Here is a 16,074-nt window from a genome sequence, read left to right as displayed (position 1 = left end):
ACCCGGTAGCGTGACCCGACGATTCACAAGGTCCCCCATTAGTAGGAGTCCCGGTGACGCAGAGTGGACAGGGCGAGGAGCCCTCGGCGCGCCCCGCGCGCGAAGGCATCGTGCTGCCCTCCGACGGTGGCGAACCCCTGCTGCCGGGCATGACGGGCGGACCGGGTGACGCCCCGGGCCGCCGGCCCGTCCCGCCCTCGACGGGCGGGCCGCAGGCCTCGGCCCCCGCGGAGGGCCAGACGTGGGGCCAGCCGTGGGGCCCCGGCCAGGAGCAGACCCCGCCCCCGCCGCCGGGCCAGACCTGGCAGTCCCCGCCCCAGCAGTGGAGTGCGCAGGAGCCGCCGGCGTGGGACGCCCAGGCCCCGGGTGAACTCCCGCCGGAGGGCGGCCGGCCCCCGAACCCCTACGCCGGCCCGCCGGCCGAGCCCGGCCCGTACGGCACGGCCCGGCCGCCCGCCGGCCACACCGGCTACGACCCGTACGGCGCCCCCGGCGCGGCCCCGCTTGCCCAGGAGGGCTCCGGGACCCTGCCGCAGGGCACCGACGCCTACGGCGCCCCGGCCGGGGGCGGCGCACAGCCGCAGCCGGGAACGGGCGGGCAGGGGCCGCAGGGAGGCTCCGGGTACGGGTATCCGCAGGAGTCCGGACTGCCGTCCTCCGCCGGAGGCTACGGCGCCGCCGGCGGAGCCCAGCCACAGCCGGGGTCCGGTGCGCACGGGGCCGGTCTGCCGCCGGCCGCCGACGCGTACGGCCCGCCGGGTGGGGGAGCCCAGCCGCAGCCGGGCGCCGAGGTGTACGGCGGCGGTCTGCCGCCGGTCTCCGGTGCGTACGGGGCCACCGGCGGGGGCGCCCCCCTGCCCGCGCCCGCCGACGAGGGGGCCACCCAGTACATACCGCCCGTCGCCGGGGACGCGGCCGCCGCGGCCACGCAGTACCTGCCGCCCGTCGCGCCGTCCGCCGACGAGGGGGCGACGCAGTACATACCCCCGGTGGGCCCGGGGGCACTGCCGCCCGAGATGCCTTCCGGGGAGGACCCCGAGACGACGCGGTTCCTCGGGACCGGGCCCCGGGCCGGGGCGGGCGCCGGGCCGCTGCCGGCCGCCTCGCATCCGGACGCCGAGGCGACGCAGTTCATCGCGCCGGTGCCCGGCGGGGACAAGCAGCCGCCCGCCGAGTTCGACAACCTCTTCCGCAGCCAGGGCGGCGCCGAGAGCCCCGCCGGGGCCACGCAGCAGATGCCCCGCATCGAGCAGCCCCGGCCGCAGCCCTCGTACGCCGCTCCCCACACTTCCCAGGGCCCGCCCGCCGGAAGCCGGTCGCGCGGTGGCCGTACCGGCTCGCGCGTCCCCGTCATCGCCGCCGTCGGCATCGGCATCGCCGTCCTCGGCGTCGGCGCGGGCGCGCTGCTCGCCGGTGGCGGAGGCGGCGGTGACGACGACGGCGGCGACAACAAGACGGTGGCCGCCTCCGCACCCGCGACGGACGGCTCCGCCTCCCCGTCCGCCGACCCGGCCCGGGCCCAGGCGGTCGAACTGGACAAGCTGCTCGCCGACAGCGGCAACAGCCGCAGCATGGTGATCAACGCCGTCGCCGACGTCAAGGGCTGCGACAACCTCGCCGAGGCCGCCAAGGACCTGCGTGACGCGGCCAAGCAGCGCACCGGGCTGGTCACCCGGCTGTCCGGCATCGAGGTCGACGAGCTGCCCGGCCACGCCGCGCTGACCACCGCCCTCACCAAGGCCTGGCAGGCCTCCGCCTCGGCCGACAACCACTACGCGGCCTGGGCCGACCAGACCGCCGGCAAGAAGGGCTGCAAGAAGGGCCAGGCCCGGCCCACCGGCCAGACCCAGGCCGGCAACCGGGCCAGCGGCGTCGCCAGCACGGAGAAGGCCAAGGCGGCCGGGCTGTGGAACGGGATCGCGAAGAAGTACGGCCTGACCGAGCGGCAGCCGACGCAGCTGTGAGGGGGCGTGGACTGCTGGTCGGCGGGGTCGCTCAGTAGTCCACGTCGGTGTCCTGCAGCGTCTTCGTCGTGTCGACGAAGCCCTTGCGCGCCGACACCAGCCGCCCGTCCCGCACCACCTGGAGGGTCACGTTCGCGTTGACCAGGCGCGGGAAGCCCACAGCGGCGAGCTTGTCCTGGAACCGCCATCGCAGCGTCGGTGTGAGGCTGCCCGTGGTGACCTTCAGGCCGTCGTCCAGGGCCTCCGCCACCGTGTCGGCGGACACCTCGCCGTCGCCGAGCGACTCGACGACCTGCCGGAACACCGTGTAGGCGATCCACGTGGTCTGCACCCCGGCGTCCGCGGGGTCGATGCGGTTGTCGCCGAAGGCCTGCTCCCGGATCACCTGCTTCATCCCGTCCCAGCGCGGATCGCTCGCGACCGGGTACCAGCCGGTGATGTACGAGCCCTCGTAGGGGCCCGACGCCCCGCCGGTGGCGTCGATCACCGTCTGGTCGACGCTGCCCAGCACGGTGGCCGTCCGCACCTCGGGGTAGTCCTCGCGGGCGCGCCGGAAGGAGTCCATGAAGGTGCCGTTGCGGTCCCCCAGGGCGGGCACCACGCACCCCTGGTCCGCCCTGTCGGTGCTCGTCGTGCGCAGAGCGCGCTCGGCCTGGTCGTCGTACTCGGTGGCGTCCTCCGCCGCCCGCTGGTCGTTGGAGGCCCGGTGCCCGCCCGCCTTCAGACCGGAGTCGAGCAGCGGGGGCAGCTGGTCGCCCGCGATGGTGTCGGGCCGGATCAGTGCGACGGGCCCGCACTCGGCGAGGGCACTGCCGAGACCGGCCAGCAGCGCGGGCTGGCCGCCGTTGACGGGGTACGACAGGGGGCTGGTGAACTCGGCGTTGGTGGCGCCGTAGCCGCCTATGTAGGGGATGCCGGCGCCCTCCAGCGACGGGAAGAAGGAGTCCGCGTACTGGCTGTAGGATCCGACGACCGCGACCACGTTCTCCTTGGCGGCCCGCCGGGCGCACTTGGCGGCGGCCACGCTGTCGTTGTGGTCGTTGCAGGTCAGCACGTTGAGCTTGCGGCCGTTGATCCCGCCCTTGGCGTTGATCCAGCGGGCGTAGGCATGGGCGAAGGCGGGCATTCCGGGCTTGTTCGTGGCCTTGGTGTTCTGCGGAGCCCAGGTCATGACGGTGATGGTGCCGTCCCCGACATCCCCCGTGGTGCCGGGGACGACACCGCATGCGGCGAGGAGCGACGCGCACGCGACCGCCGTGCCCGCGGAGAGGACGCCTTTTCTGGCGTGACGGGTGAGGAGGCCGGGGAGGAATGTGCTGCGGGTGCGTCGCCTGCCGGTCATGGTTCTGCACGATTCCGTCACACGGCTAACCCGTGAGTGATCTCGGGTCAACAATTGGTGACGCACCGGTGAATTGCGGGGGCAGCTGTGACCGATGTGGAGGGGAACGTACGATCGATGACCGTGCAAGCTTCGGAGAACTCTTCCCGTCGTGGCCGTCGCTCATCCACCATGGGCGGCATGCCTGTCAACGACATGCCGTGGTGGCGCTGGCGCAGCAACGTGCGCTCGGCCCTGCACATGCTCTCCGATCCCGGGTTCCAGCGGGACGTCTGGCTGGCCGGCGTGGACGGCTACGGCGACGTGACCGACGCGGTGTACCGGCTGGTCGAGGACACCTGGCTGGACCACTGGTCCGCCGAGAAGTACGTCGGCACGATCTTCCGCGACGCGCAGGAGGCGGCCCTCGTCGACACCGCGGTGCTGCGCGTGCTGCGGATCATGCACCAGGTCGGGCCGGACGCTCCGGTCGCCGCGTACCTGGAGCACGAGGCGTGGCCGGAGGCGGTCCGGGCGGCCCGGGAGGCGCATGTGCGGCTCGCGGCTGGTGACGGCGAGGAGCCGGACACGGCGCCGCGCAGCCTGGACGTGCTGCAGATCATGACGAGGTCTGCCTAGAACCTGTCGTCGCCGGTCCGCACAGCGGGACGATTGCCGGTGGTGTCGCCCCCTGTGGGACCCTGTCCTGCATGAACGAGCAGTCCACCAGCGCCGCGGTACCGGCCGACCAGTATGTCCTCACCCTCTCCTGCCCTGACAGGAAGGGCATCGTGCACGCCGTGTCGAGCTATCTGTTCATGACCGGCTGCAACATCGAGGACAGCCAGCAGTTCGGCGACCACGACACGGGGCTGTTCTTCATGCGCGTCCACTTCTCGGCGGACGCGCCGGTGACCGTGGACAAGCTGCGGGCCAGCTTCGCGGCCATCGGCGACTCGTTCCAGATGGACTGGCAGATCCACCGGGGCGACCAGAAGATGCGCATCCTGCTGATGGTCAGCAAGTTCGGGCACTGCCTGAACGACCTGCTGTTCCGCGCCCGCACCGGCGCGCTGCCGGTGGAGATCGCGGGAGTGGTGTCGAACCACACGGACTTCGCCGAGCTGGTGGCGTCTTACAACGTCCCCTTCCACCACATTCCGGTGACGAAGGACACGAAGGCCGAGGCCGAGGCGCAGCTGCTGGGGATCGTGCGCGACGAGGGCGTGGAGCTGGTCGTGCTCGCCCGGTACATGCAGGTGCTGTCGGACGACCTGTGCAAGGCGCTGTCCGGGCGGATCATCAACATCCACCACTCGTTCCTGCCGAGCTTCAAGGGCGCGAAGCCGTATCACCAGGCTCATGCGCGGGGTGTGAAGCTGATCGGGGCGACGGCTCACTATGTGACGGCCGATCTCGACGAGGGGCCGATCATCGAGCAGGAGGTCGAGCGGGTCGGGCACGACGTGACGCCCGAGGGGCTTGTCGCGATCGGGCGTGACGTGGAGTGCCAGGCGCTGGCGCGGGCCGTGAAGTGGCATGCCGAGCGGCGGATTCTGCTCAATGGGCGGCGGACTGTGATTTTCGCCTAGGAGCTCGGGTCGTCCGGTTTCGTGGCGGGTGCGGGTCCGTTGGGGTTGTTCGCGCGGTTCCCCGCGCCCCCTGAGGGCGTGCCCCTGGTGCCGGGTTCTACATCCTGCTCAGTGAAGCCGCTGCGAACAGGACGTCCCTGATCGCCTCTCTGTCTCCGACCTGGCCCGCCGCCGCCTCCTGCGGGGGGACGTGGCCGGCGGCCAGGCGGCAGAACTCGACGCCGTCCAGGGCCACATGGGCCACCTCGTGCTCGGCGGAGCCCTTCGCCGCGGGGGAGTCGAGGGGGATCAGCCACTCGCCGCCGCCCGAGCCCTCGATCTCCAGGCGGAGGCTGCGGCCCGGTTCGCCCGCCGCGACCAGATGGCGATGGGGGGCGGGGGAGGCCAGACCGGCCCGGCGGCGGTGGGCCAGGGCCGTCGGCAGCATCCGGGCCGCCAGGTCGATCATGCGGTGCAGATGGCGGGGCGAGGGCGGGTCGTAGGGGTAGTCGACCGCGTCGGCGATGTCCTCCGCGTGCACCCAGCACTCGAAGGCGCGGTCGAGCATCGCGTCGTGCAGGGGCAGTTCGAAGTCGCCGTACGACACCGGCATCCTCCCCGCGCCGCCGCCCGTGAAGGACACCGTGCGCACGAGGCTGTGGCTCTGCTCCCGCCAGGGCGCGCGGACGAACCGGGTGGGCGGGAAGTGGGAGGCGCGCCAGAAAGCCTCGGTGCGGGCCGCCGGGGTCGGCTTCCGGGACGGGACGTCGCCCAGTGGGTCGTCCAGGCCGAGCGCGACCGCCACCAGGCCGTCGACGCTGAGCAGATGCGCGATGACCCCGGCGACGGTGGTGCGGCGGCTCGTCGCCGCGTCGGAGCGGAACCAGCGCAGCCGTACCGGAGCGTGCCACTCGGCGTCACCGAAGTCCTGCAGCAGGGCGTCCAGGCGCGCGGTCTCGGCGTCGTACGCGGCGGCCCAGTCCGGTACCGGGATGCGCGGCGGGCGCCGCTCCAGGCAGGTGTCCAGGACCCGGGTGCGCAGCCCGGGGTCCAGGTCGAGGCTCTCCGGGCGTTGAAGCAGGCCGACCGCCTCGCGCAGCCGCCGGGCCTCGTCGGCGCAGGAGCCGCAGTCGCCGAGGTGCTCCTCGACGGCCGTGGCCTCCTCGGCCGAGCAGGCGGCCAGCGCCCAGGCGCCGAGCAGGGCCTTCAGCACGGGGTGTTCGAGGACGGGCGGGGCGGGCGGCGGTGCCGTGACGCCGAGGTCCGCCGGCGCGGGCAGCGGCAGCCCGCTGTCCTCGACGGAGGCACGGGGCATGGGTATCCGGGGCCGGCCCCCGGGCGCCGGGGTGCCGTCGCGCCCGGTCCCGCCGCTTCCGTCCCGGGCGCCGTCTTCATCCCGAAGGCCGCCTTCGTCCCGGGTGTTGTCGCTCTCCTCGGGGCCGTTCTGCCCCTCGTGACCGTTCTCCCCCTCGTCGCTGTCGTGGGCCTCGAACCGTTCCGGCCCGTTCACACCGCACCCCCGTATCCGGGCGGTGCGCCCGGTGCCTGGGTGTCGTGGGCGGTGGAGAGCAGTTGCAGGCCCAGGCGCAGCCGGCGGCGTGCCTCGTCCTCGGTGATGCCGAGGTCGGCGGCGGTCTGGCGGTAGTCGCGGCGCTGGAAGTAGGCGCGTTCCAGGGCCGAGCGCAGCGGGACCGGCATGGACTGGACGATGTAGTCGGCGCGGGCGGCGACCGAGGCGCGGCGCACCCTGCGCTCCAGTTCCTCCGCGGTGCCGGAGCCTTCGCGGGCGAGGGCGGCGGTCTCGGTGGCGCGCAGCCGCTGCACCGCCAGCCGGTGGGTAAGGGTGGCGACCCAGGTGCGCAGCGGGCCCTGCTTGGGGTCGTAGGAGTCGGGATGCTCCCAGACGTGGATGAAGACCTCGCGCGTGATGCCGTCGGCGGCGCGTTCGTCGCCGAGCACGCGGTGGGCGAGGCCGTGCACGAGGGAGGCGAACCGGTCGTAGAGCTCACCGAGGGCGGCGGCTTCCCCGCGGGCGAGCCGCTGCTGCATCTTGCGGTCCCAGCGAGGCGGTGCGTCCTTTTTCGCCATGCGGTCCCCTCACCCCCCTGCTCGTGTCCCGCGCCCGTGCTCTGTCCAGCCTGTCTCCGGTGTCTCCTCGAATGTAGTCGGCACGTCCGGTAACGCACGCCCCTTTGTGGCAATGTGCGCCCCCTGACCGGCCGCAGGTGGTAGGGGGGCGCGGAGGCCCGCACCGAATGCCTTTGGGCTCGCGCCTACCCCACAGCCCTCCGATCAGACCTGACTGAAGAGGATCGAACAGGATCGAAGTCGACTAAAACAAGCCTCTTCCGCGGGGGATCCGTTTTTCGGGTTGCGTTTCAGGGAACTGCCGCTGGGCAGCCGCGCTGCAAGGAAGCGTAGGGACTGCTTCCGTTTTGGCGAGCGAGGGGCGTGGTGGTGACCTTCAAAGTGACCGGCGGCGAGCAGGGCGAATGGGCCGTGCTCCAGGTGTCGGGCGAGCTGGATCTGGTGACGTCACCGGTGCTGCGTCAACGCGTGCACGACGTGGTGGCCGAGGGACACCACTGTCTCGTCCTGGATCTGTCCGAGGTGTTCTTCTGCGACTCCAGCGGCGTCGGCGTGCTCATCGCGGCCCGCCGGCTGATCCGCTCCTGCCAGGGCCGGCTGCGCCTCGTGCTGCCCGCCCGGGGCGCTGCCGACGGGTCCCACGTCAACCGGGTCCTCGGCGCGCTGGGCGTCCGCAGGCTGTTCGACGTGTACGGCGATGTGGACGCGGCCCTCGGCGACGAGGGCGAACCCCTGTCCGCGTGACGCCGCGATCACGCACCGTGGACGGAGTGTTGCCGTTCCGACACGCCGTTGTCCCGGAATTCCCCCGGTCTTGGCGCAAGTGACGTTTTCCCGCGCCCGAACGGCTCCCTCCGTCGTACGCTCCGACCGAGACGCACCCCACCCGACGTAAGGCGGCCCGAAAGAGACATGGTCAGCAGCGAGTACGAGCGCAGGATCGCCGCCAGGTTCGCCACCTTCGACCAGGACGGCAACGGCTACATCGACCGCGAGGACTTCTACGGCGCGGCCAAGGCGCTGCTCACGGAGTTCGCCGTGACGGCCCGGTCCGACAAGGGGCAGGCCCTGTACGGCGGCGCCGAGGCCTTCTGGCAGGGCATGGCGGGCATTGCGGACCGCGACGGCGACCAGCGCATCACGCGCGAGGAGTTCGTCACCGGCGCGGTCAAGCGCCTGCGCGACAACCCCGACCGGTTCGCCGAGATCGCCCGCCCCTTCCTGCACGCGGCCCTGGACGTCGCCGACGCCGACGGGGACGGCGCCGCGACGGTCGAGGAAGCGGGCCGCGTCCTGAAGTGCCTCGGAGTCCCCGAGGACCTCGCAGGGCCGGCCGCCGCCGCGCTCGACACGGACGGTGACGGCAAGGTCGGCGAGGCCGAGGTCGTATCCGCCTTCGCCCGCTACTTCACCGTGCCCGAGTAGGGCCACGTGTCCGCGCCGCGGGATGTCGGCGCCCCTTCGCTGCGGGGATTGTTCACGGGTGGGCGGGTGCGGGCTGTCGGTGGTTGCTCGCGCCGTTCCCCGCGCCCCTGAAGGTCCTTCCCGCAGCGCGTTGCGTGTCCGCGTCCGTGTCGTGGGATGTCGGTGCGCCTTCGTCGTAGGGGTTGCTCTCGGAGGGGCGGGTGCGGGCTGTCGGTGGTTGCTCGCGCCGTTCCCCGCGCCCCTGAAGGGGCTGCCCGCAGTGGGTTGCGTGTCCCGCGCCCCTGAAGGGGCTGCCCGCAGTGGGTCAGGTGTCCGTGTAGCGGTCGCGCAGCTTGTACTTCAGCACCTTCCGCAGGGTCTCGCCCCGCGGAAGGGCGTCCACCACCTCCAGCCGCTCCGGCAGCTTGTGCACCGACAGTCCCTCGGCGCGCAGGAAGGCGGTCACGGCGGCGAGCGTCAACGCCTCGGTGCCGGGCGGCTGTTCCACCACCGCGCACACCAGCTCCCCGCGCTCCGCGTCCGGCAGTCCGACCACCGCCACGTCACCGACCGACGGATGCCGGTGCAGGAGATCCTCGATCTCCTGGGCCGAGATGTTCTCGCCCTTGCGGATGATCACGTCCTTGAGCCGGCCCGTGAGGACCAGGTGCCCCGTCTCCGTCAGGCGTCCGAGATCGCCGGTGCGCAGGAACCCCTCCTCGTCGAAGGCATCCGCCGACTGCCCCGGGTCCAGATACCCCCGGCACACGGCCTCCCCGCGCAGCCGCACCTCCCCGTCCACGATCCGGATCTCCATCCCCTCCGGCGGCCGCCCCTCGGTCACCGCGAGCAGCTCCGGGGTGTCGTCCGGGTCGCCCATGGTGATCATCGGCACCTCGGTCATGCCGTATCCGTGGGTGAGCTGCACGCCCATCTCGCGCACGACGGCGTGGTACAGCTCCGGCGGCTTGGGCGCCCCGCCGCCCGCCAGCAGCCGCAGCGACGGCACCACCGGCTCTCCCGGCTGCTTGCGCTGCTCCGCCAGGAACATCGAGTAGAAGGCCGTCGACCCGCCCGCCATCGTCACCCCGTGCGCGCGGTACGCCGCCAGCGCCTCCGGCAGCGCGAACTGCTCGAACAGCACCGCCGGGAAGCCGTACAGCAGCAGCATCACCGTGTAGTCGGGCCCGCCGATGTGGGCGTACGGGAAGGCGATCGACCCCACGTCGTCCGCCGAGGGGCGCAGCGCGTGGGCCAGGCAGGAGCCGCCCGCGAGCAGTGAACGGTCCGTGTGCAGTACGCCCTTGGGGTCGGAGGTCGTGCCGGAAGTCCAGTAGATCCAGCGGACGGCGGTGCCGTCGCAGGGCGGGGGCGGCAGGAGGGACGGATCGCCGTCGGGCAGGTCGGCGTAGGCCTCGAAGACGCCCTTCGCGCCCAGCCGCCGGGCCATCTCGCCGTGGTCGAAGCCGCGCCAGGTGCCCGGCACCGCGAAGAACTCCGCCCGGGACTCGCGCAGTGCGAAGCCGACCTCGCGGTCCCGGTAGAAGGGGATCACCGGGGTCTGCACGGCGCCGAGACGGGCCAGCGCGAAGGACAGTACGGCCGTCTCGATACGGGTGGGCAGCTGCCAGGCGACCACTGTGCCGGGGCGCACACCCATGCCGTACAGCCCGGCCGCGACCCGCTCGGCCCGCGCGTGGAGCGTCCCGAAGGTCAGCGTCCGGTCGGCCTGGAGGAAGAGCGGGCGGTCGGGCGTGAGGGCCGCGCGGCGGGTGACCAGCTCCCACAGGGTGCGGGACGAACTCAGGGCGTGCGGGGTCTCGTTCACGACTGCCCCCTGCTGCTTGGCTGACAGGTCGTCAGGTGGGATGCTATCTGACGATGCATCAGATAAGTACCGTCCGGCGGAGGGGACCCATGGCGACCGAACTGCCCCGCATCATCAGCGTCGACGACCACGTGATCGAGCCCGCCCACCTCTTCGACACCTGGCTGCCGGCCAAGTACCGCGAACGCGGGCCGAGGCCCCTGACCGCCGGGATCGGTGAACTCGCCTACGTCGGCGGCAAGTACCGGATCACCATGGACCCGGACGGCCAGCCCACCGACTGGTGGATCTACGAGGACCTGAAGTTCCCGTACAAGCGCAACATCGCCGCCGTCGGCTTCGACCGGGACGCGATGACCCTGGAGGGCATCACCCGCGAGGAGATGCGGCCCGGCTGCTGGGACTCGAAGGAACGCCTGAAGGACATGGACCTCAACCACGTCGAGGCGAGCCTGTGCTTCCCCAGCTTCCCGCGCTTTTGCGGTCAGACCTTCGCCGAGGCGCACGACAAGGAGGTCGCCCTCGCCTGCGTGCGCGCCTACAACGACTGGATGGTCGAGGAGTGGTGCGGCGACAGCGGCGGGCGGCTCATCCCGCTGTGCCTGATCCCGCTGTGGGACATCGGCCTGGCCGTCGCGGAGATCCGCCGCAACGCCACACGCGGGGTGCGGGCGGTGACCTTCTCGGAAATCCCCACCCACCTCGGGCTGCCGTCCATCCACTCCGGCTACTGGGACCCGTTCTTCGCGGTCTGCCAGGACACCGGGACCGTCGTCAACATGCACATCGGATCCTCGTCCCAGATGCCGGCCGCCTCCCCGGACGCCCCGCCCGCCGTCCAGGCCTCGCTCAGCTTCAACAACGCGATGGCCTCGATGATGGACTTCCTCTTCAGCGGGGTCCTGGTGAAGTTCCCGCGCCTCAAACTCGCTTACTCCGAGGGCCAGATGGGCTGGATCCCGTACGCCCTGGAGCGGGCCGACGACGTCTGGGAGGAGCACCGCGCCTGGGGCGGCGTCCGCGACACGATCCCCGAGCCGCCGTCGACGTACTACTACCGGCAGATGTTCTGCTGCTTCTTCCGCGACCAGCACGGCGTGGCGTCGATCGACGTGGTCGGCCGGGACAACGCCACCTTCGAGACCGACTACCCGCACGTCGACTCGACCTTCCCGCACACCAAGGAGGTCGCCCTCGACCACGTCAAGGGCCTCGACGACGAGACGGTGTACAAGCTGATGCGCGGCAACGCCATCCGGATGCTGGACCTGGACCTGGACCGCTGATGGATCTGTCGTACACGCCCGAGGAGGAGGAGTTCCGGGCCCGGCTGCGGGAATGGCTCGCGCGAACGCTCCCCGCACTCCCGCCCAGGCCGTCCCCCGACGACTGGCCGGGACGGCGGGCGTACGACCTCGGCTGGCAGCGCAGGCTGTACGAGGCCGGATACGCCGGCGTCCACTGGGACGCCACCCCGAGCGTCCGCCTGATCTTCCTGGAGGAGACCGAGAAGGCCGGAGCGCCCTATGTGGGCGCCAACTTCGTGGGCCTCCTGCACGCCGGGCCGACCATCGCCGCCGAGGGCACGGACGCCCAGCGGGCGCGCTGGCTGCCGCCCATCCTGCGCGGCGAGGAGGTCTGGTGCCAGGGCTTCAGCGAACCGGAGGCCGGATCCGACCTCGCGGCCCTGCGCACCCGCGCGTGGCGCGACGGCGACGACTACGTGGTGAGCGGCTCCAAGATCTGGACTTCGCACGCCGAAGTCGCCGACTGGTGCGAACTGTTGGTCCGCACCGGCCCGGCCGCCCCGAAGCACCGGGGCATCACCTGGCTCGCCCTGCCCATGGACGCGCCCGGCATCACCGTACGGCCGCTGCGGACACTCGCCGGGCCGGCCGAGTTCGCCGAGGTGTTCCTGGACGAGGTGCGGGTGCCGGTGGCGAACCGGGTCGGGGACGAGAACGACGGCTGGCGCGTGACCATGGTGACGCTGTCCTTCGAGCGGGGCACGGCCTTCGCGGGCGAGGTCGTCGCCTGCCGCCGGGTTCTCGCCGAACTGGCCGTCGAGGCCCGCAAGAACGGCCGCTGGGACGACCCGGCCCTCAGGCGCCGGCTGGGCAGGCTCAACGCGGAGTTCCGGGCGCTGTGGCGGCTCACGCAGTGGAACGTGAGCGCGGCGGAGGCCTCGGGCGGAGTGCCCGGCGCGGGCGGCTCGGTCTTCAAGCTCCGCTACTCGCACGCCCGCCAGGACCTCTACGACGCCGCCGCCGAAGTACTGGGCCCCGACTGCCTCGACCTGGACCGGCCGTGGACCCCCGACCGGCTCTCTTCCCTGGCGTACACCATCGCGGCCGGCACCTCGCAGGTCCAGCACAGCATCATCGCCGAGCGCATCCTCGGTCTGCCGAAGGGACGGTGAGTGCCGTGCGGTTCCGGCTGACGGACGACCAGCGGGCACTGCGGGACGGGGTGCGCGAGGCGCTGGCGCGGCGGTTCGACGGCCGGGCGCTGCGGGCGGCGGTGGAGGAGGCCGACAGGGGCGGCGGCGCCGGGGTGCGGGGTGGAGCCCGTGGCACAGGTGAGGGCCCGGGGCGTTCCGCGGCGGGCGGCGGTGGTGCGGGCGGGGCCCGTGCGGCAGCGGCGCTTGACGGCAGGGGACATGGGGGGACGGGGAGTTCCGGGGGACCGGGCGGGGCCGGCGGACCGGGGGAGGGGCGTGCGGCCGGGCCGCCGCGGCTCGACCGGGGGCTGTGGCGGGCCCTCGGTGACCTCGGGTTCTTCGCGCTGCGGGTGCCGGAGACGGACGGCGGGGTCGGACTCGGTCTCACGGAGGCCGTGTTGGTGTTCGAGGAGGCGGGGCGGGCGCTGCTGCCCGGGCCGCTCGTCGCCACCCACCTCGCGGCCGGTGCCGTACCCGGCGCGGCCACCGGGGAGACGGTGGTGGCGGCCGTGGACGGCGGGCTCGTGGAGTGGCTGGCGGAGGCGGACGCCGTACGCGGGGACACCACCGGGGCCGTGCCGCTGCGCTCGCTCGACCCGTTGACGCCCCTGCACCGCGTGCCCGCCGCGCGCCCAGCCCCCGACCCCGTCGCCATCCTGCTCACCGCCGCCGAGCAACTCGGCACGGCGGGCCGCGTCTGCGAACTGGCGGCGCAACACGCCCGGGCGCGCGAACAGTTCGGGCGGCCCATCGGGGCCTTCCAGGCGGTGGCGCATCTGTGCGCGGGGATCTTGGTCCGTGCGGAGACGGCCCGCGCCGCGGTGTACGCGGCCGCCGTGACCGCCGACCCGGCCGACATCGCCGCGGCCCGGATCCTCGCCGACGAGGCCGCCGTGCGAGGCGCCCGCGACTGTCTCCAGGTGCACGGCGGGATGGGCTTCACCTGGGAGTCCGAGGTCCATCTGCACCTGAAACGAGCATGGGTTCGAACCCAGCGTGCGGGCGGAGTTACGGAGAGTGAAGAGGTGCTCGCGGCGGCTCTGACGCCCGAGACGGTCTGACGGGCCGTCTGGCTGCGGTATCGCCGGGACCCCTCCCGGAGATGTCACGGATCGTGGCATACCGGAATTACGGAGCGTTGATATCGGCTTTGTGTCCTCAGCGTGACTCGTTACGGCCTGGAGTCGATTGCCCGCTCCGGTACCTTGTGTCGAATGCGAGTGGCTCCGAGCGCAGTGCGACCCCGTGGCGCCGCCTGTTCGACTGCCCGCGGCGAGCGTCGCACAGTATGCCGCACGGGTACTCCTTCGCGCTGGAATATGCCCGAAGCGCTTGTTGGCGTGACTGTACGTCAACCATGCTGTCCCACAAGGGATTCACGGTGCGTGATCCTTGTCCCGGCCGTTGTTCTGGCCATGCAGAAAATGGCTACGATCGTGGCCCTCGTGAGGCGCGAGCCTAAGTGTCCGCCGGTTCGGATGGTGTGAGCGGTGCAGGTGCTTCAAGTGCAGCTGGAGATCCGGCCCGACCCCGCAGAAGTGGGGCGAGCCCGGCGGTGGGCCCGCTCCCGCCTGGCCGGGTCCGGCATACAGGCCGACGAACCCCTCGCCGAGACGCTGATCCTGCTCGTCTCCGAGCTCGTCACCAACGCCGTGGTGCACACCGGCCGTCCCGCCGTCCTGCGGCTGTCCCTGCCGCACGTGGTGACGGAGGAGGCCACGGTCCGTCTGGAGGTCGCGGACCGCAGCGGCCGGGCCCCCGTGCCCCGGTGCGCCGGCGACGAAGCGACCGGCGGCCGGGGCCTGGCACTCGTCGACGGCCTCGCCGACCGCTGGGGCTGGAGCGTCGAGGCCACCGGCAAGCGCATCTGGTGCGAGGTGGACCGGTGCGCGAAGTCCCCTGACCTCACGGCGTCGTGCGCAGGCGGCGCGGTGGCGTGCGGCGGGGCGGCTTTCGAGGGCCTGGCGTACGAGGCGGTGTAGCACCGCCGCCCGTTCCGGCCGGGCGTGGTGTACGGCGGCACATGCCGCGGGTTCGTGCGGCGGGGCCGGGGCACGGATGCACGACGGGTCGGCGGGTTCCGTCAGATCATGCGGCGATGCGCCGGGACGTGCTTCCGTGCGCGCCTGCGGCAAAAGCCGCCTTGGCGACATTTCTCCGAACTCCTGTTGACGCGTCGTGACCGTTTGCTCACGCTGGTGGTCAGCGATTCACCGTGAGGGGACGGCGAGGGCTTCGGTGGACGGCGGCCCTCGTCGAGTGTGAGTCGCGATTCGGCGTCGGCTCCCTTCAGGGGCGGGGAGTCGGGGCGGGAGCGCCGGAGTCGGGTGGCGGCGCGCGCTGCCGTGCTCGGGGCGAGCAGCGCGGCGCCGCCATCCAGCTGCGGCGGATGGCGGCCCGGCGGCGCCGGCCTGCCGGGCGTCCGGCGGGCGGGGCCCGGATCCGACGGCCTACAGGACGGCGACGGGGGCCACCGGAGAGCCGGTCGCCCCGGTGAACGGCTCGGGGGTCGCGGTCAGCAGGAAGGCATACCGCCCCGCTTCTCCACAGGCTGTGGACAACTTTTCGAGATTCCAGTTCTGGCCCTGTGGCATGCCCATCTCCACGAGGTCGAGGGCGTGCACCGGCAGCCAGAGGTCCTCCACCTCGGGCGGGAACACCTCGAAGGTCAGGGTGTCGTTGGCGACGGCCGCGACATCGCGCGCGTGGAACCACTCCGGGGTCCGGATCGACAGCCCCGGCGAGGGGTACGCGTAGCCGTGCCGGTCCCCGGCCAGGCAGGCCTGGATCTGCCCGGTCCGCACGAGCACGACGTCTCCCGCCCGCACCCGCGTGCCGGCCAGCTCCTCGGCGGCGTCCAGGTCCTCGGGCGTGACCGCGTACCCGCCGTCGAGCCGGTCCGTGCCACGGGCCCGGGCGACGTCCAGCAGCACCCCGCGCGAGACGACGTGCCGGACCGTGCCGATACCGCTGAACCCGGCGCCGCCGTGTGCGGTGACGGTATGGGCGGGGCGGCCGTTGTAGAGCCGGCCCGAGTGTGAGACGTGCGGCAGGGCGTCCCAGTGGGTGGCCGCCTGGAGGCCCATGGTCACGACGTCGTCGCTGCACGCGACCGTGCCCGGGCCGAAGATCTCCTGGTTGATCTGCACCATGGCGTGCAGGGGGTTGACGCGGCCGGGGATCATGCCGGTCTGCACGCCGTCCTGCTGGAGAGGCAGCGCCAGCGGGACGCGATGACCGGTGCGGACGGTGGCCGCGGCCTGCCTGACGACGTCGTCCGTGATCAGGTTCAGGGTGCCGATCTCGTCGCCGGATCCCCAACGGCCCCAGTTGTTCACGCGCTTGGCGATGTCGTGGAACGCGTCCGGCAGCGACATGAGTCCTCCGCGGGGCTTGTCTTTCCATATCTGACGGGCCGTAGAATTCGGGAACCGAGAATCTAACGGTCCGTCAGAAAT

Annotated in this window: 14 protein-coding genes; 9 read left to right on the top strand and 5 right to left on the bottom strand. The window is 72.6% G+C overall.

The window, feature by feature from the left end:
• The first annotated feature begins 53 nt into the window (after nucleotides 1-53).
• Nucleotides 54-1,964: a hypothetical protein gene (locus A4E84_RS17595; protein ID WP_062927499.1), complete on the top strand. Its 1,911-nt coding sequence runs from the start codon at nucleotides 54-56 to the stop codon at nucleotides 1,962-1,964.
• Nucleotides 1,965-1,995: 31 nt separating this feature from the next.
• Here the strand turns inward: A4E84_RS17595 and A4E84_RS17590 are convergent, their stop codons facing one another.
• Nucleotides 1,996-3,306, bottom strand: coding sequence for an ABC transporter substrate-binding protein (locus A4E84_RS17590; RefSeq protein WP_062927498.1), 1,311 nt, complete (start codon nucleotides 3,304-3,306; stop codon nucleotides 1,996-1,998).
• A gap of 117 nt (nucleotides 3,307-3,423) precedes the next feature.
• On the opposite strand from A4E84_RS17590, the gene A4E84_RS17585 reads away from it, so the two are divergent.
• Both A4E84_RS17585 and purU read left to right on the top strand, forming a co-directional pair.
• A complete protein-coding gene (locus A4E84_RS17585; protein WP_033312170.1) occupies nucleotides 3,424-3,924 on the top strand; it encodes an SCO4402 family protein in 501 nt (166 codons plus the stop codon).
• 71 nt (nucleotides 3,925-3,995) lie between these two features.
• Nucleotides 3,996-4,877 carry a formyltetrahydrofolate deformylase gene (gene purU / locus A4E84_RS17580; protein ID WP_062927497.1) on the top strand — a complete coding sequence of 294 codons (882 nt, stop codon included), beginning with the start codon at nucleotides 3,996-3,998 and terminating at the stop codon, nucleotides 4,875-4,877.
• A gap of 97 nt (nucleotides 4,878-4,974) precedes the next feature.
• Here purU and A4E84_RS17575 read toward each other — a convergent pair whose 3' ends face one another.
• Together A4E84_RS17575 and A4E84_RS17570 are read right to left on the bottom strand one after the other, a co-directional pair.
• Nucleotides 4,975-6,366: a maleylpyruvate isomerase N-terminal domain-containing protein gene (locus A4E84_RS17575; protein ID WP_062927496.1), complete on the bottom strand. Its 1,392-nt coding sequence runs from the start codon at nucleotides 6,364-6,366 to the stop codon at nucleotides 4,975-4,977.
• A complete protein-coding gene (locus A4E84_RS17570; protein WP_062927495.1) occupies nucleotides 6,363-6,944 on the bottom strand; it encodes a sigma-70 family RNA polymerase sigma factor in 582 nt (193 codons plus the stop codon). The genes A4E84_RS17575 and A4E84_RS17570 overlap by 4 nt, the downstream gene beginning before the upstream one ends.
• Nucleotides 6,945-7,307: 363 nt before the next feature.
• Here A4E84_RS17570 and A4E84_RS17565 point away from each other — a divergent pair, with 363 nt between their 5' ends.
• Complete coding sequence (locus A4E84_RS17565; protein ID WP_030849533.1) at nucleotides 7,308-7,688, top strand: STAS domain-containing protein; 381 nt, start codon at nucleotides 7,308-7,310, stop codon at nucleotides 7,686-7,688.
• A gap of 168 nt (nucleotides 7,689-7,856) precedes the next feature.
• The gene (locus A4E84_RS17560; RefSeq protein WP_062927494.1) at nucleotides 7,857-8,369 is read left to right on the top strand and encodes an EF-hand domain-containing protein; all 513 of its coding nucleotides are present in this window, start codon (nucleotides 7,857-7,859) and stop codon (nucleotides 8,367-8,369) included.
• Nucleotides 8,370-8,673: 304 nt separating this feature from the next.
• Here the strand turns inward: A4E84_RS17560 and A4E84_RS17555 are convergent, their stop codons facing one another.
• Nucleotides 8,674-10,176 carry a class I adenylate-forming enzyme family protein gene (locus tag A4E84_RS17555; RefSeq protein WP_062927493.1) on the bottom strand — a complete coding sequence of 501 codons (1,503 nt, stop codon included), beginning with the start codon at nucleotides 10,174-10,176 and terminating at the stop codon, nucleotides 8,674-8,676.
• An 89-nt stretch (nucleotides 10,177-10,265) separates the two neighbouring features.
• Here A4E84_RS17555 and A4E84_RS17550 point away from each other — a divergent pair, with 89 nt between their 5' ends.
• The 4 genes from A4E84_RS17550 (at nucleotide 10,266) to A4E84_RS17535 (ending at nucleotide 14,598) form a co-directional block, all read left to right on the top strand.
• Complete coding sequence (locus A4E84_RS17550; protein WP_062927492.1) at nucleotides 10,266-11,462, top strand: amidohydrolase family protein; 1,197 nt, start codon at nucleotides 10,266-10,268, stop codon at nucleotides 11,460-11,462.
• Nucleotides 11,462-12,595, top strand: coding sequence for an acyl-CoA dehydrogenase (locus A4E84_RS17545; protein WP_062927491.1), 1,134 nt, complete (start codon nucleotides 11,462-11,464; stop codon nucleotides 12,593-12,595). Before A4E84_RS17550 ends, A4E84_RS17545 begins: the two co-directional genes overlap by 1 nt.
• A 5-nt stretch (nucleotides 12,596-12,600) precedes the next feature.
• Complete coding sequence (locus A4E84_RS17540; protein ID WP_237305136.1) at nucleotides 12,601-13,677, top strand: acyl-CoA dehydrogenase; 1,077 nt, start codon at nucleotides 12,601-12,603, stop codon at nucleotides 13,675-13,677.
• 444 nt (nucleotides 13,678-14,121) lie between these two features.
• Nucleotides 14,122-14,598: an ATP-binding protein gene (locus tag A4E84_RS17535; protein ID WP_062927490.1), complete on the top strand. Its 477-nt coding sequence runs from the start codon at nucleotides 14,122-14,124 to the stop codon at nucleotides 14,596-14,598.
• A gap of 468 nt (nucleotides 14,599-15,066) precedes the next feature.
• Here A4E84_RS17535 and A4E84_RS17530 read toward each other — a convergent pair whose 3' ends face one another.
• Nucleotides 15,067-15,993, bottom strand: coding sequence for a cyclase family protein (locus A4E84_RS17530; RefSeq protein ID WP_062927489.1), 927 nt, complete (start codon nucleotides 15,991-15,993; stop codon nucleotides 15,067-15,069).
• Nucleotides 15,994-16,074: the final 81 nt, after the last annotated feature.

The organism is Streptomyces qaidamensis, from assembly GCF_001611795.1.
GTDB lineage: Bacteria > Actinomycetota > Actinomycetes > Streptomycetales > Streptomycetaceae > Streptomyces > Streptomyces qaidamensis.
This window is presented reverse-complemented; position numbering and strand designations above follow the sequence as displayed.